The organism is Haladaptatus caseinilyticus (assembly GCF_026248685.1).
Lineage (GTDB): Archaea > Halobacteriota > Halobacteria > Halobacteriales > Haladaptataceae > Haladaptatus > Haladaptatus caseinilyticus.
On record NZ_CP111036.1, the window covers coordinates 667487 to 682504 of the forward strand.

The window sequence follows — 15018 nt, forward strand, 5'->3', positions numbered from 1 at the left end:
GATTCAGTCGTAGCTCTGGTGCGCCTGCGAGAGCAACCCCGCCGCAGGGTCGCCGTACTCGTAACCGGGAATGATACCCTGCACCCACGTTCCTTCCACGAAATCGACGATGGCCATCGCGTCGTCCGCGCTGGTATCCGGGGAGCCCGAAAATTCCAGTGAAATCACGACCTCGTCACCCTCTCGCTCGATTTCCGGCGGCGTGATATCGTCCGTCGAGGCGACAGTGTGTGTATCTTCGAGCCGCAGTTCGAGCGTTTCGAACCAACCAGTTTCGACCACTTCGGCAACCGATTCTCCTTCGACGACTGCCGACAGTGTCGGTGTTCGAACCGTTACCTCGACGGTTTCCTCTCGCAGTCGCGCGATCCCTTCGAACGGAGTCGTCGTCACGACGTACGTGCCGGGGCCATCTCGTTCAAATCCATCGTGTAAATCGAACGCTCGTTCGACGCTCGTCTGAGTCATTGCTACGGCGTAGGGTCGGGAGCGGAAAAGGCGTTACGAGAAGTCTCGAATAACGTCGGTTTCCAACGTGCAAAAACGCGTACCATCGTGATGGCGGGGATGTTTTCGAGGTCGAAAAAGCGCTGTAGTTCGTCCCCTGTGACCGTGAACGATGGGAGATCACCCCCGGAGAGGGAGTGTGTCTGAACATCGTCGATGAGTGGCAAGATCGAGGACCCCATCGACCGCCCGTTCGTCAGATGCGTCCGTGACTGGAGTGGATTAAAACCGAGATGCTTCTCGTCGTCGCTTTAAAGGTCGAACCATTCGGTGGAGTAGTCCGTTTCGCGGAGGTGCCATCGCTGTTCCGGGCCGGAACCACCCGCTCGAAGTTCGATGACAGCATCGAACTTCGATGCAATAGCACGAACCGGTTGTGAATCGAACTCGACAGGAAGAACGAAATGACCCATGCCGGAGACGTCCCTCACGGCCTCGAAGATGGGAGTCAGAAAGGCATCGACCAAGGCATCGTCGTGCCTTTCGACCAGCGGACGAAGGGTGTCGAAACAAAAGCGGAGTTCCGCCGGGACGAAGCCACCACCCTCGCCGTCGAGACGGCGAATCGTCCGCACGATTTCGTCACGGAAGTCGTCGAGGTCGCCGTCAACGTGTTCCATCGTGGGACCAACCTGAACGGTTTCGTCCGTGGCGGCGGATCTCGAACCGGTGTGGTAATCCACGATATGGGCGTTTTTACCCGTCGAACCGGCCATTGAGAGTCGGCTTCGGGCCGTCGAAACACTTCGATCGTGAAGTGCGAACACACGCGTTCGGTGGCGCGTCGTGTCACCAAGCAACGGTGTGCTCGCGGCGTCCACGACGGAATCCGGAACGGAACCGACGATGAGTAGGTTCCCTCCGAGTTGTTTGATGCGTGCAAGTCCAGGTTGGACCGTAATCGACCCGTCTCCGCGGATGGTCACGTGGTGGCCGTAGAGCGAGAACGAGAGCCGACCACCTCGTCGTGGCGTACCGTCGTCACGGGGTTTGAACAGTTTGTCGAGGGCCTCCGGATCGATAACGTCGTACAGCTGTTCGGGGATTTCAGCTGGTTCGACGCCAGCGACGTCGGCGACGGCCACCGTGACAGTCGTGCTGAGTGACTGCGGACCGGAAAGGTCATGCCGAACACGGTGGACGCCGCGGTCGGGTGGGGAACCGTCCTCATTCATTATACTTTGTAACACTCAGCAACCGACATTTAAAAACCCATCGTCAGCAGAGTGACACAAATGCATAACGTACAGAGATAGATCGAAAGAGGACCACATAGACAGTATGATTCATTTGGGCTCGTACCACGTATATCACCACTGTTGTCTTTGATCCCACAAGTGAATATCAATATATGATAATAATCGATAAAAGAGAACGTATTGGCCGTCTCACCTGCCGGTAGGTGAGAAGCGAATCGACCGTATTCAGTAGCACAGATGGACGCGACCGCTCGCCCCATATCACGCCGCTGCGGGAGTGAAAGCGTCACTGTCTAATTTATTTTGGCGTTTATATATCTCAGAAATCGCTCGACAGGATACGGTGCAGCGCGAGCGACCGTCGCTTTGAGAGCGTTTGTGCTCGGGTTGACGGGGTATTTCTGTAGCACAGGCCACTTCGCCCGAATAATACTGTTTATCAAGTCGTAGTCGGGTGGAGAAAGTCGCACCGTGTCCACGTTCAACGCCGCTAACAGAAGGTTGTAATTCGAGAACGGTGAGATCCCTCGAATGGCGATGTCCTTTTCACGCGGTGCCAGCGCGCCCCATCGACCCATTCGCAACTCCCAATACAGGAGAATCATCGGAGGGATACCGTACTTTTCGGCATAATCAATGGCGCCGGGTAACCACTCCTCGATTTCACTCATGATGAAATCATCATCGGGATACTGAAGCACGTCACACGCGTGTTGGATTACATCCGCTCCGTCGTTCGGCAGCGTATAGTTCAGTTTGTATATCGGACCGTTCCCGGTGATATAAAGGTTCGTTGCCGGGTCGTAGTTATTGTACAAAAACTGGACGTTCTTTGTCTTCGGTAAGTCCCTCGTCCAACAGAGATAGTCCTCGAGAGCGGTCCGAAAACCATCGGTCACGGCACGCGGGTGGTAAACCGAATAGTCGAAACCGTGTTCCGCGGCAATTCGTTTTGGAATCGTAACGTCCGGATGCTCGTCCGTGGACCAGTCGGAGAACGTGTACCACGTGATATCATGAACGATGTCCTTCGAACATGCCAGTATCGTCCGGGAATCGCGACCAGCAGTGATGGCTGTAAGAAGATCGTACTCGTCGTTGAACGCTTCCATGGCACCCGAAAGGAGGTCCCCGATGTACTGCGCCGTCGATTGGTGATCCTCGGGCGGAAAAAGCGGCCGCCGTGTGACGCGTTTCGTATCGACATCCAAAACGTGGTTGGGAAGAACGCATCGTACGTTCTGAAAGAGGGTCTTATCCCCTATGAGAGCGCTTTCGTTGTGTATGAACGTCTCCGTGCTCATGAAAGCCGCGACACGAGAGTTCTCGGTAGAGTCCACATCGACGGAGTCGAACAGCAGTTTGAGCGAGGACGTGAGGAGATCGCGCTCCGTGTGGTAGTACACGGATTTGTGCGCGAGCGCATCCGGAATAACGGTCGTTGTATCCGCGTCGGAGTGGATGATAACGTATCGTCCTGTGAGCGCTTGTGAACGGCGGAAAACGTCCTCCAACGTATCGTCGACGCTGTTATCCAGCCACTCTTGAATCCCCCGTCCATCCGGAATGACAGCATCGCCGAGGAGGACCATCTCGCTCCCCCACCGGATGCTCGATAGAACGGAAGCAGTTCGGAGTGATAAATGTCGAACCTGTCCGTGAATTCGGCGTGATCGAACCCACCAGGTACGTTCGTCCGAGACGACGAGTCACAGAGAAAAACTGATTTTGATGCCGAGAATGATTGTCTGCACCCATTACAAAAAATGGGCGATAATATCAGATAAAAATGTCGGAGTGCAATAAATGCCTGAGAGAAAAAATTACAAACGAGAGTGAAAGAAGCCAAGTCGAGGAAACTCCGTCTACAACAGTACCATTCCGGGAGTTGTCCGTCTGAAAAGCAGCGAAAACGACTATACGGAAGTCACGACCCGACTTCGAGTTAGTTCTCCGAATCGTCTCGCTGGACCAGCCAAATTTCGACATCCCAGCCGGGAACGCTGTCGATGTTCGGCTGGATAAACCAACCACCCTCGACATCGATGTCGTGTCGATACGCCTCTACCAGGATCGATTCGATCGCCGTGATGAACGAATCTGCCGAAGTGATCCGGTTATTCCTCTTTGACGTCATCACCGTAATCAGGGTTCGATTGGGACAGCGAGCGATGACTGTATCCAACCTCTATCGTTCTCCGGGTCACTGATGATCGTTATCTTCAGATGGCCAAACGTGTATTCGATGCACGTCTCCCGTACGGTATCCTGTGAGTGCTCGTTTTCAATCACGGTCCGTTTCCATCCGACTGATGATCTCCATCGTTTCCTCCCTCAGTGACTTCGATACGTCCATCACCCTCGATAGTAACGTCGCACCCGTCAATACGAATGCTCACGGTGATATCGTCATCACGACGTCCGTTCGTTGCTTGCGATCTGATGAGGGTAGCTACGGCGTCTACATCTACGGCGTAGTGAAGCGGTTCCATCTCCAGCGGGTCAACGCCAGTTGCGGCCGAGAGAGCATCGACAATTCCGACAGTAAGGGCATCTCCCCCCTCGTTTCGACTGTCGAATTCGGCGATTGTCCTCGTACCGTCACTGTTCGGGCTTATCTCCATGTCCACGGGCTATCTATTCGCTGGACTCGGGTGAACCTCTCCGTTCACCAGTTGCGGGTTTATATAGTTCCGGTTGCTACCGGGGAATTGTTACTTGTTTGAACCCAGCACCGAATCGATGAGCGTCCTCGTCGCTCGTCGAATACGGCGTCCTAACGCGGACGGTGATACCTCCATCATCGCAGAAAGTTCTTGGAGCGATATCTCCCTTGGGTCGTCAAAATATCCCTGTTTACGAGCGATTACGAGCGCATCACGTTGCTTGCTGGTCAGTCCGATGCCACTCGTTTCCGCCTTTTCTTCACGGTACATTTGGTTCACGCGAAACGAGATCTTTTCAGCATCACAGTGGGTTTTGAACGTAGACAACAGCGACCGTTTCGGTACCAGTATCCGGAGCATCCAACCGTCAGAACTACTACTCACGTTCAGTAGTTGAATCCCAAGCTGAGCCAGTATCGGCGTCACTACTTTTGCTCGGTCCGTGATGTAAACCCGATAAACACGCCGGTCACCATACTCACCGACAACCCGTAAATCAGCCACCGTGTGGTCCTCCTCTACTGCTTTCTCGAATTCGATGAATGCCCCCGTAACGGTAAAGAACACGACGTAAACGTCTTCGTCCGAGATCAAAACCGGTTGAAACTCCCGGTCGAGTTGTATCTCCGAAATCGAGTTGATGGTCGGAGAGAGGATGAGATCGGGATGTGCGATGGAGATATCTGCGATAGTCATTGCTAATTTATCCACACGTCTATCGAGTCGGGAAATCCTATCGTCGCTCGCTGCAACTGTACCCGCGACTGGTTGCCGATTCGGTGCGTTGCTACACTGGTTAGCAGCGGCAATGAACTCTCTGGCAAATCAGTAAGCCCCTCGAACGGATCCGGCCATGGTTACTATGCGACACCTCCTCCGGTCTACCCCGAACCTAGACTGTACGCACCGCTCTCGAGATCGTTCGCTGAAAATGCGAGGGACGGGATTCGAACGACGCCCGGACATGCTCGGTTCGTTGCGCGTGCCCGGTCTAATTCGAACCCCCTCCTTCTCACGCTTCCTCACTTCGTTCGGTAGCGTATGCGAGGGATGGGATTCGAACCCATGGACGCCTACGCGAGCGGGTCTTAAGCCCGCCGCCGTTGGCCTGGCTTGGCAACCCTCGCACGTCCCCCGATTGCCGCTTCCCCTGCAAGTGGGTTTCGATTGTCCGGCCTTCCCGCTTATGTCTTCAGAGGATGAACAATGCTGTATGCTCGTCCTCTCGCGCGAAGTGTACGATACGCTAGTGAGCCGCGCGCGCCGGGGTCGTCCCGCCGAAATATGTGGAATCCTCGCCGGAGAGAAGGGGTCCCCGGCCCGAGTCGAAGACACGTTTCAGGCGGAGAACGTCGCGGAAACGCCGGAAACGAATTACGAAATACACCCGGAAGAACAGCTCACGATAATGGAAGAAGTCGAGGGCCGCGGGCGGGATGTCGTTGGATTCTATCATTCACATCCTGCTGGACCCGACCAACCGAGTGAAACCGACGCGATGGACGCGACGTGGGAGGGCTACTCTTACGTCATCGTCTCGCTAAACGGGTCGTACCCCTTCGTCGGGTCATGGCGTTGGGACGGCGAGTCGTTCGACCCCGAAATCGTCCATCTCGAATAGGCGATAGGATTTTGGGGCCGCTCCGAGCACAGGAGCGCATGGACGACCACCAGCGCGCGCGACTGGCGCTTCAATGCTGTCGGACGAGATATGCACCCGATTCGCGAGTCACCGTTTTCGACGTGACGGTCGGATCGACGACGACTGGCTCGGAACGAGATCAGCTCGTTCTCGGAGGTAGTGTCGCGACAAGTGAACTCGAAGCGCACGCCTGCGAGGCGGTCCAGAAAGCGACCGACGGATCGGTAAAGAGCGAGTTATCGGTGCTCGCGGACGAACGGGGCGAGCAAACGGTAACCGTCTCAGTCGCCCCCGTCCGCGGCGACGCGAGCAGTGACGCCGAACAGGTCACACAAGTGCTCTACGGTGCCACTGTCGTCACGTTCGACTGCCACGACGAGTGGGTTCGTGTCCGAACGCCGGACGGCTACCTCGGGTGGATCGAAACGGGTGTCCTCGCGGATCCTCGGATGGAGGGGATGGACGCCGTCGTCACCCACGAGATCGCGCCTGACGAGGTGGACCACCCGATTTACGCTGGTACCCCGTGTCGAATCGATGGTTCCGACGTCGTCTTTCGGACGGGAGTTCGCGCTGAACGGACTGGTTTCGAATCCAAATCGACGTTGGAATCCGATGCCGCAGTTCGTCTACCACCCGATAATCCGACCGACGAAGACGTCGTCGAAATCGCACAGCAGTTCTTCGGCACGGAGTACGACTGGGGAGGGATGACGACGGACGGCATCGACTGTTCGGGGTTAGCGTGGATAGCCTACCGAGTCAACGGCATCACCCTCCCACGAGATGCCGACCAACAGCGTTCGATGGGCGAGACTGTTTCGCGTGACGAACTCCTACCGGGCGACCTGCTCTTTTTCCCCGGTCACGTCGCTATCAGCCTCGGCGGTGACGAATATATTCACGCCTACGGTGGTGACGATGCAGTGGTCATCAACAGTCTCGACAGTGACCACGACGACTATCTCGCGGATTTGGACGAAAAGTTCGAACTCGCACGCCGACTCATTTGAGCCACGAAAATACCGCGTCGCCGATTTCCGCGATCGCGTCCGCGCCATCCGCACCATGTGAAACATCGTCCGCGAAGACGGCGAATATAAGCGGATTCTCCCGGTCAGGAACCGATAGCAGACCGGTGTCGAGCGCGGCGGTCGGAAGCCATCCCGTTTTGTGGGCGATTTCGGTCCCGTAGGGTAGATATCTGGGCACCATCGACGTGTCCTTCTGGGCCGAAAGCGGGATGCACATTCGTTCGTAGGCATCCGCGGAAAGGGTCGCCTCACGGGCGATGTCGGCGAAATATCGAGCACAATCGAGGGGTGCCGTAGTGTTCGCCGGTTCACCGTCCGGCACCGGAACGCCGGAGGCCCCGAAATCCGTCTCTTCGAGCGTCGTCATCATTTTGCGGGCGAGTCGCGTCCGTTCCATTCCGAGTTTCGTTGCAGCATCGTTTATCGTGTGCATTCCGAGTAAATCGACGAGTTGGTTCGTCGCGGCGTTATCGCTGGTGGCGATCATCGCGCGAGCGAGGTCTTCGATAGTCGGTGTGGCATCGAGAAGGTGTAAAATGCCGCTTCCACCGACCCGATTGTTTCGGTCGAGCGGGCACGACGTTTCGAGCGAGTCGAGTCGTCCATCGTACTGCTCGTACAGCGCATACAGAACGGGGAGTTTGACGATACTCGCGCTCCGAAACGCTCGACGGGCGTTTCGGGTGCAGACGACATCGAACTCGTCCGGGCCACGGGGAAATCCGAGGAAGACGCCGAGTTCACCGTCGGTTTCGTCGGCGTATCGGGCGACGTAGTCGGTCAATTCGTCGCGGGTTTCGACGGTCGGCGATTCCGGACGCATCGGTCACCGAACCCCTGTCATCCTTTGCATGTTCACACTCTCGTCCCATCTCCCTACAAATACTTTCGTGTCTCATCGCCCTGTATACCCGAAACGTTTATTTTTCCGGTTGCGACTCAGTAAGGGTATGGCAGGGATGAGCACGCTCGACTGGCTTGGATTGGTCGGACCCTACGTGGTGTTTTTCGTGATGTTGATAGCGTACTACGTCCTCGAAGGCAGGCGCGAAAAACGCCTGCGTGAGGAATACGAGGAGGACAGCTATGCCTGACGGTGCGGGACTCGCCGGGTCGGCGGGTATCTGGGTGCTGGGGACGTTCGGCGCGTATCTGCTCATCCTCATCGGTATCGGACTGTGGGCGTCCAAAATGATGGACACCGTTGGCGACTACGTCATCGGTGGCCGTCAAATCGGCCCGGTCGTCACCGGATTCTCCGAGCGAGCGTCCGAAATGAGCGGGTGGCTTACCCTCGGCGTTCCGGCGAACGCATACGGGACGGGTATCATGGCGTTTCTGAACGGACTCGGGATGATTCCGGCCGACCTGCTCGCGTGGGCAGGTCTCGCAAAGCGGCTTCGGAAGTACACGGAAATCGTGAAATCGGTGACGCTCCCGACGTTTTTCGCCACTCGCTTGCAGGACGATACGGGAATGGTCAAGGGTGTCTCGGCAATCGTGCTGATGTTGTTCGAAGGTGGCTACGTCGGCGCACAAATCGTTGCCGCGGGGACGCTGTTGCAGATTCTCACGGGCGTCGAACCGTGGGTCGGAATCGTCGTCGGTGGCGTCATCGTCGTCGGCTACACGATGCTCGGCGGCTACTTCGCCGTCGCGTGGTCCGACTACTTCCAAGGGGCCATCATCCTCGTCGCGTTCATCATCCTGCCGATCATCGCGTTCACCAACTTCGGGCTGCCGTTCAACGACCTCGCGAGCGTCGGTGGCGGGTCGTTCACCAGCATCACCGCGGGTGCGACCGGGTGGGCGGCAGTGTTCGGCATCATCAGCTACGCCGCGATCGGTCTCGGCGTTCCAGGCAACCCACATATTATGGTGCGATTCATGGGTATCGACCGGGTGAAAAACGTCCGCCTCGCGGCGATGGTCGCCCAACTGTTCATGTTCGTCGCGTACATCGGCGCGGCGCTCGTCGGACTGTACGCCATCCTCGCTTTCGGACAGGGCGACCTCGCGCAGGCAGACAACGCCATGCCGCGGTTGACGCTCAGCCTCCTCCCCGGCCCGATCGCCGGAATCGTTCTCGCGGCGGCGCTGGCGGCGATGATGTCCAGCGCCGACTCGCAACTGCTCGTCGCCACGAGCGCCATCGTGGAGGACGTATACCACGGCTTCATGAACAAACAGGCGACCGAGCAACAACTGGTGCGTTATTCGCGCTACGTCACGCTTGGGCTTGGCGGAGCGAGCATCGCCTTCGCGTACCTCGCCAAGAGCACGCCCATCTACACCCTCGTCCTCGATTACGCATGGGGTGGTCTCGGTGCTGCGATCGGACCGACGCTCATCGCGGCGCTGTGGTGGAAGCGCGTGACGGCAAAAGGTTCCGTCGCGAGCATGGTGGTCGGCGCGACGACGATGGTAGTGTGGACGCAACTCGGGAGCGTCCTCGACGCACTGGGAATAATGCCAGCACAGGAGGCATCTCCGTTCCTCTACAACCTCGTCGGCGTCTACGGCCTGTTCCCGGCGTTCATCCTCTCGGTGATTACGCTGGTCTCAGTGTCGCTCGTGACCAAGCCACCATCCGGCGTCGAAGACCACTTCGACGTGTTCGACAAGCCGCTGTCGCAGGTGACCAGCCAACCCGGAAGCGGAACGCCGAGCTACGTGACCGACGGTGGGCGGGACGTGTCGCCGAAAGCCATCACCGAAGCGGACAATATCCGCGCGCACGTCGTCGAATCCGGCTACTGGAATGACGAGTAAACTCGTCGGCGAACGCCACGAGCGAACGGAACTCACGGTCATTCCACCGGCGGTTTCGCGCGAGGAAGCAGGAACGGGACGGGTCGGTGCGGTTGCCTACCCATATCGGGTGTACGAGGCCGAAATCACCATCGAGCGGCCGTTCATGAGCGACCATACCGACCGGTTCGTCGCCAGCGTGGACCGCTCTCGCAGGTTGGTGGTACGGGCGGACGGGGTTCCGGCGGTGGAGAATCGGGAAATCGAGGACGTGCTGGTGCTCCCGACGGAACTCTCGAAGGACCAATCACGGGCGAAAACACGCGAATCGGTGTTACAGTGGACTCTCCGTCGGTATTCGCTGAACGACGCACCGGACATCGAGTTCGTTCGGGAAGTGGACGGCTACAAACTGTTCTGGCTGGTCGAACGGCCGGAAGGGGATGTTATCGTGGATAGCGTCGACGGAACCGAAGACCCACTGCGGGATTGAGTTCGACAGCGAAATCGAGTACCGTCCCCTTTTCGAAGCCCGGTTTGTTGGGGCATCGTTCGATAGCTTCGTCGGTGTCCTCGATCGGCACCGTCGCGTGTGTCAGTTTTTCTACTATCGGGGGAGGATAGACGGGCGGCAATGAAGATCCACCTCCGCATACCGAAAGTGGGAGGACTCCGCGAGCGATTACTCCCCTGCCGTGCTCACGATCCACACACCGACGGCCATCACGACGCCGCCAGCAAGGAACGACGGACCGAGCGACTCCGAAAGGAAGAGCGCGCCGAGGGCCGTGCCGACGACGGGTTGTGCGAAAAAGAAAACGCCGACGACACCCGCGTCCAACTCCTCCAGTCCTCGATACCAGAGAAACCACGCCACCGCGGTGCTGAAGACGCCGAGGTACAACACCGCCCCGATGATTGCTAGCGTTATCGTCACATCGAGTGACATGAATGCGAGTTCGAACGGGACGAGAATCGCGACGAGCGGAATCGACGCGAGCGTGGAATAGGTCGCGGTTTCGAGGGCCGAGTACGTTCTGACGAGCGGTTTGCCCCATACCGTATAGCCCGCCCACGCGAAACTGGCGACGAACAGCGCGAAAACGCCGAGGAGGTTACCGTCCCCGATGGTGGAAAAGTCGTACTGGCCAGTGAGGACGACCAATGTGCCGACGACGGCCAGCGCCATCCCGCCGATCGTTTGTCGGGAAAGCGATTCCCCGAGGACATTCACCCCGAGTAAGAGGGTAAAGACGGGCGTGAGAACGGTCAGGAGGGAGCCTTGGCTCGCGGTGGTCAAATCGGTGCCGACGAACTGCGAGACGAGGGTGAGTGCGACCCATCCGCCGAGGACGCCGAACCGTCGGCGATCGGTACGCGAGAACGACCGAGTCGGCATCGTCAGTCGGACGACTACGAACAGCGTCGATCCACCGAGCGCGACGCGGAGGAACGCCAGCGTCACCGGGGGAACGACGGAGAACCCCCACTTGCTCACGACGTACATCCCACCCCACAGCGCGGCGGCGGTGAGGGGGGCGAGCGAACTGGCCCGTGACATCGTGCGGATGGTATCGTCCCCGTGGTAAATCCCTGTCCCTAGCATGGGAGGGCACAGGGTTATTCGCCCCGTGCGGGATTTCGGTTCATGGACATCGACACCCGACGAGAGCGACTGCGTACGCACGCAGACGACCTCGTCTCCGAGTTTGGGTCGCCGCTGTATGCCTTTTTTGAGGATGATTTGCGGACGAACTACGAAACCCTCCGTGGCGCGTTGGACGACCACTACCCGGACTCGGAGGTTCACTTCGCGGTGAAGGCCAACTACAACCTCGGTATTTTATCGGTCCTCCGGGACGCCGGATGCAAAGCGGAAGCCTACGCCAGATGCGAACTGGCCGCGACACGACGCGCGGGATTCGATGCGGCGGACGTCCTCCTAACGGGGATGAATCGCGCCCCGGAAGACATCGAACGTGCGCTCGATTGGGGCGTCTCTCACCTGCTCGTGGACAACGCCACAGAACTGGAGAAAGTCATCGTGGCGGCGAACGCGACGAACACGACCCCCGACGTCCTGATTCGGGGCAACCCTGCAATGGAAGTGCCGACTCACCCGGAGGTGGCGACGGCGACCCGCGAGAGCAAATTCGGACTGGACATCGAAAGCGGGCGGGCGATGGCCGTTGCGGAGATGGCTGCCGAATCCGATGCAGTCTCGCTCGCTGGCGTGCAGTTACACGTCGGAAGTCAGGTTCGCGGCGTCGAACCCTACGGTGTCGCCGCCCGGGAGATGCTCGACTTCGCGGGGGACATCCGAGACGAACTGGACGTCGAGTGCGAGGTTCTCGACCTCGGCGGAGGATTCCCGGTGCCGTACGACGAGGACGTGCCCGCCACCGATGACATCGTGAAACATCTGTCGGAAACGGTTCGGAAAACCTGTTCCGACCTCGGACTCCCGGAACCACGCCTGTTCGTCGAACCCGGGCGCAGGCTCGTCGGCAACGCCGGAACCTTTCTCGGTTCCGTCGGCGTGGTGAAAGAGACTCCCTACGCCGATTTTGCGGTGCTGGACGGCGGAACGAACTCGGTTTCGTCCTACTGGCCCTATCCGGTCTACGCGGTGAAAGATCGCGATCCGACGCGGGAATACCACGTCGCGGGCCCCCTCTGCTATACGGGCGACGTAATCAGCGAGAACGTCGCCCTTCCCGAGCTCGGCCCCGGCGACATCGTCGCGGTGGACAAGATAGGAGCGTATTCGCTCGGTAGCGCGAGTCATACGAACGCGGAGCCGAAACCGCCCGTCGTGTTGGTGCGGAGCGACGGCAGCCACGAGTGCCTCCGATCACGGGAAACGTGCGAGGACGTGTTCGGTCGCGACCGGATTCCGAATGGACTGTGAACGGACACGCCGGCAAACCGATGAAAATCCGTCGTGAGGAAGGCATTTCTTTCGTGCGCTCGGTAACCAATCCATGAAACCGGCAGACGTGCTGTCACCCGACCCGGCGGGCGGTGCCGAGAGTGGGAATAGTTGGTTCGCGGGACTCGTTCCGAACGCGGTCGCGCTTCGATGCCTCTCGGTCGAACTCCGTGCACCGCGGAAAATCGTTGTCGGGGAATCGGCGGCGTTTGTGCTTCGGGTTCGTAATCGCGCGCCGTTTCCGTTGAGCGTACGCTTACCCACGAGTCGTCTCTGGGGTTGGGACGTGGATGGGATCCCTGACGCCGACGAACGCGGATTCGAACCACCGAAAAAACCACGCCGTGTCGCATTTCGGCGACACGGCGTGCGACAGTTCGAGGGGACGTGGGATGGGCAGGTTCGCCGTGGTGGAACGGATGGCGACGAGTGGCAAGCACTGACGGGGGAACACACGCTTACGGGGTATCTTTCAGGACATGAAAATTCACCAAAATTACAAGACGACGTAGAGATATTGGTTGTGAGAAGATAACCCTAGTATGAAAGGGCTGTCTTATTTGCTACATCCTTCTTTGCTATTAGGTATCACGAATCGGGCGATAACCCGTAGCAACTGACACCATGACAAAAAGATACGACTCTTCCCTCAATCGACGACGATTCCTCACGATGAGCGCGCTCGGCGGCGCAACCGTTCTTGCGGGCTGTGGCGGTCAAAAGACGACCGGTGACGGGCCCGGAGGTACTGACCAGAAAGGCGGTACGTTCATCAACACATCGCCGGAGAGTGCGACGACGCTGGACCCACGCATGAACGAACTCGCGTGGGCGAATTCGATGATGCATTACCTCTTCGACTCGCTTCTCGCCGTGAAACCCGACGGGAGCGAAATCGTCCCGCATCTCGCCAAGGAACGACCGAAAAAGAAAGACGAAACGACCTACACGGTCCCGCTCAAGCAAGGGGTTACGTTTCACGACGGAAGCGAACTCACCGCCGAAGACGTGGCGTACTCGTTCAACTGGGTGCTCGACCCGAAGAACAAATCGACGAATCGGGAGAATCTCGGATTCATCGAAAGCGTGGATGCGACCGGCGACTACGAGGTGACGTTCAATCTCAAGTACGCCTATGCGTTGTTCGAGTTGGAACTGACCGGAATGAACGCCGTCATCGTTCCAAAGAAGGCCGCCGAAAACAAGGGGCAAAAGAAGTTCGCCCAGAAGCCCGTTGGAAGCGGGCCGTTTAAACTCAAGCAATGGCAGACCGGTTCGCATCTCACGCTCGAACGATACGACGATTACTTCCTCAAAAAGGCCAATCTGAAACAGATCAAATATCGCATTATTCCCGAGGCACAGACCGCATTCGTTGATCTCAAGACCAGTGGCGTGCATCAAGCGTCCGTCCCTGAAAAACTGCTTGGGGAAGCGAAGAACATCGATTCCATCCAGATGAAGCGCATCTCGCAGTTCGATTACAACGGACTTGTGTTCAACTCCAAACGGAAGCCGTTCGACGACCGGAAGGTCCGGGAGGCGATGCAGTATCTCGTCGATTACGACGACATGCTGAAAGTAACGAAGGGAGAACTCGGCAAACGAAGCTACGGGTTCATGCCGAAGGAAGTCAACGAGGCCTGGGATTTCCCGTGGAAGGAATGGAAACAAAAATATTATCCGCCGAAAGACCACGAAAAGGCGAAGCAGTTGCTCGAAGAGGCGGGATACGGCGACGGGTTCGACGTGACGATGTCCACGCTCGCGTCTGGAAAGTTCAAAAACATGGTCATCAAGTTGCAAAACGAGATGGACCAAGTCGGTATCAACGCGGAGGTTCAGGAGGTAGATATCGGCCGCTGGCTCGACCAACTCGACACGGGGGAATTCGACGTAACCATCTATGGCTGGTCAGGAGGACAAGACCCCGACGGCTTCTACTACTATCTCTTCCGCAACCCGCGCAATGACGATGGTGGCGTGGAAGACAGCTACGTTGGCAACGCTTCTGCCGGGATGCTCTACGAGGCGTATCCGGATAGCGAGAAATTGAAGAAAGCAGACCAGAAGATTCGAGAGGCGCGGAAACTCGGAAGCCGCGACGAACGCCGAAAGCTGTACATCGAACTCGCGGAGACGTTCCAATCCGAGTATCCGCACATCCCGGTGTATTCCGAACAGTCCGCAACGGCGTGGAGTAAGAAAGTCAACGGGTACGACCCGACAGCGTTCGCAGCCCAACCGCTATGTAACAAGTGGTCGAACGCCTCGCTCAGCAACTAAC

General features: G+C 58.0%; 17 protein-coding genes and 1 tRNA gene. 8 read left to right on the forward strand and 10 right to left on the reverse strand.

The window, feature by feature from the left end; genetic code table 11:
* Positions 1–3 precede the first annotated feature (3 nt).
* The 8 genes from OOF89_RS03790 to OOF89_RS03825 form a co-directional block, all read right to left on the reverse strand.
* Positions 4–468 carry a DUF5813 family protein gene (locus tag OOF89_RS03790; RefSeq protein ID WP_266078601.1) on the reverse strand — a complete coding sequence of 155 codons (465 nt, stop codon included), beginning with the start codon at positions 466–468 and terminating at the stop codon, positions 4–6.
* A 2-nt stretch (positions 469–470) separates the two neighbouring features.
* On the reverse strand, positions 471–689 hold the full coding sequence (locus OOF89_RS03795; RefSeq protein ID WP_266078603.1) for a hypothetical protein: 219 nt from the start codon (positions 687–689) through the stop codon (positions 471–473).
* Between the two features lie 69 nt (positions 690–758).
* On the reverse strand, positions 759–1682 hold the full coding sequence (locus tag OOF89_RS03800) for a DUF7504 family protein (RefSeq protein ID WP_266078605.1): 924 nt from the start codon (positions 1680–1682) through the stop codon (positions 759–761).
* Positions 1683–1999: 317 nt separating this feature from the next.
* Positions 2000–3298, reverse strand: a complete 1299-nt coding sequence (locus tag OOF89_RS03805; RefSeq protein ID WP_266078607.1) for a hypothetical protein — start codon at positions 3296–3298, stop codon at positions 2000–2002.
* Positions 3299–3651: 353 nt separating this feature from the next.
* Positions 3652–3843 carry a hypothetical protein gene (locus OOF89_RS03810; RefSeq protein ID WP_266078610.1) on the reverse strand — a complete coding sequence of 64 codons (192 nt, stop codon included), beginning with the start codon at positions 3841–3843 and terminating at the stop codon, positions 3652–3654.
* A 151-nt stretch (positions 3844–3994) separates the two neighbouring features.
* Complete coding sequence (locus OOF89_RS03815; RefSeq protein ID WP_266078612.1) at positions 3995–4330, reverse strand: HalOD1 output domain-containing protein; 336 nt, start codon at positions 4328–4330, stop codon at positions 3995–3997.
* Positions 4331–4420: 90 nt separating this feature from the next.
* On the reverse strand, positions 4421–5068 hold the full coding sequence (locus OOF89_RS03820) for a helix-turn-helix domain-containing protein (RefSeq protein ID WP_266078614.1): 648 nt from the start codon (positions 5066–5068) through the stop codon (positions 4421–4423).
* A gap of 346 nt (positions 5069–5414) precedes the next feature.
* Positions 5415–5499: transfer RNA gene (locus OOF89_RS03825), tRNA-Leu, on the reverse strand.
* Positions 5500–5585: 86 nt separating this feature from the next.
* Between OOF89_RS03825 and OOF89_RS03830 the strand changes: the two genes are divergently transcribed.
* Together OOF89_RS03830 and OOF89_RS03835 are read left to right on the forward strand one after the other, a co-directional pair.
* Entirely contained in the window at positions 5586–5993 is a 408-nt protein-coding gene (locus OOF89_RS03830) for a desampylase (RefSeq protein ID WP_266078616.1), read from the forward strand.
* A 38-nt stretch (positions 5994–6031) separates the two neighbouring features.
* Positions 6032–7027, forward strand: a complete 996-nt coding sequence (locus OOF89_RS03835) for a C40 family peptidase (protein WP_266078617.1) — start codon at positions 6032–6034, stop codon at positions 7025–7027.
* Here the strand turns inward: OOF89_RS03835 and OOF89_RS03840 are convergent.
* Positions 7020–7871 carry a serine hydrolase gene (locus tag OOF89_RS03840; protein WP_266078619.1) on the reverse strand — a complete coding sequence of 284 codons (852 nt, stop codon included), beginning with the start codon at positions 7869–7871 and terminating at the stop codon, positions 7020–7022. The genes OOF89_RS03835 and OOF89_RS03840 overlap by 8 nt on opposite strands.
* A gap of 127 nt (positions 7872–7998) precedes the next feature.
* Here OOF89_RS03840 and OOF89_RS03845 point away from each other — a divergent pair, with 127 nt between their 5' ends.
* Genes OOF89_RS03845 through OOF89_RS03855 form a run of 3 tightly spaced genes read left to right on the forward strand, consistent with a single transcriptional unit; the run spans position 7999 to position 10292 of the window.
* A complete protein-coding gene (locus tag OOF89_RS03845) occupies positions 7999–8142 on the forward strand; it encodes a hypothetical protein (protein WP_266078621.1) in 144 nt (47 codons plus the stop codon).
* Positions 8135–9820, forward strand: coding sequence for a sodium/proline symporter (locus tag OOF89_RS03850; RefSeq protein WP_266078623.1), 1686 nt, complete (start codon positions 8135–8137; stop codon positions 9818–9820). The genes OOF89_RS03845 and OOF89_RS03850 overlap by 8 nt, the downstream gene beginning before the upstream one ends.
* A complete protein-coding gene (locus tag OOF89_RS03855) occupies positions 9810–10292 on the forward strand; it encodes a hypothetical protein (protein WP_266078625.1) in 483 nt (160 codons plus the stop codon). Before OOF89_RS03850 ends, OOF89_RS03855 begins: the two co-directional genes overlap by 11 nt.
* A 189-nt stretch (positions 10293–10481) precedes the next feature.
* Here OOF89_RS03855 and OOF89_RS03860 read toward each other — a convergent pair whose 3' ends face one another.
* Positions 10482–11360 carry a DMT family transporter gene (locus OOF89_RS03860; protein ID WP_266078627.1) on the reverse strand — a complete coding sequence of 293 codons (879 nt, stop codon included), beginning with the start codon at positions 11358–11360 and terminating at the stop codon, positions 10482–10484.
* An 87-nt stretch (positions 11361–11447) separates the two neighbouring features.
* On the opposite strand from OOF89_RS03860, the gene lysA reads away from it, so the two are divergent.
* The 3 genes from lysA (at position 11448) to OOF89_RS03875 (ending at position 15017) form a co-directional block, all read left to right on the forward strand.
* The gene (gene lysA, locus OOF89_RS03865; protein ID WP_266078629.1) at positions 11448–12710 is read left to right on the forward strand and encodes a diaminopimelate decarboxylase; all 1263 of its coding nucleotides are present in this window, start codon (positions 11448–11450) and stop codon (positions 12708–12710) included.
* A gap of 73 nt (positions 12711–12783) precedes the next feature.
* The gene (locus tag OOF89_RS03870; protein WP_266078631.1) at positions 12784–13266 is read left to right on the forward strand and encodes a hypothetical protein; all 483 of its coding nucleotides are present in this window, start codon (positions 12784–12786) and stop codon (positions 13264–13266) included.
* 137 nt (positions 13267–13403) lie between these two features.
* Positions 13404–15017, forward strand: a complete 1614-nt coding sequence (locus OOF89_RS03875; protein ID WP_266078633.1) for an ABC transporter substrate-binding protein — start codon at positions 13404–13406, stop codon at positions 15015–15017.
* The last annotated feature ends 1 nt before the right edge of the window (position 15018 follow it).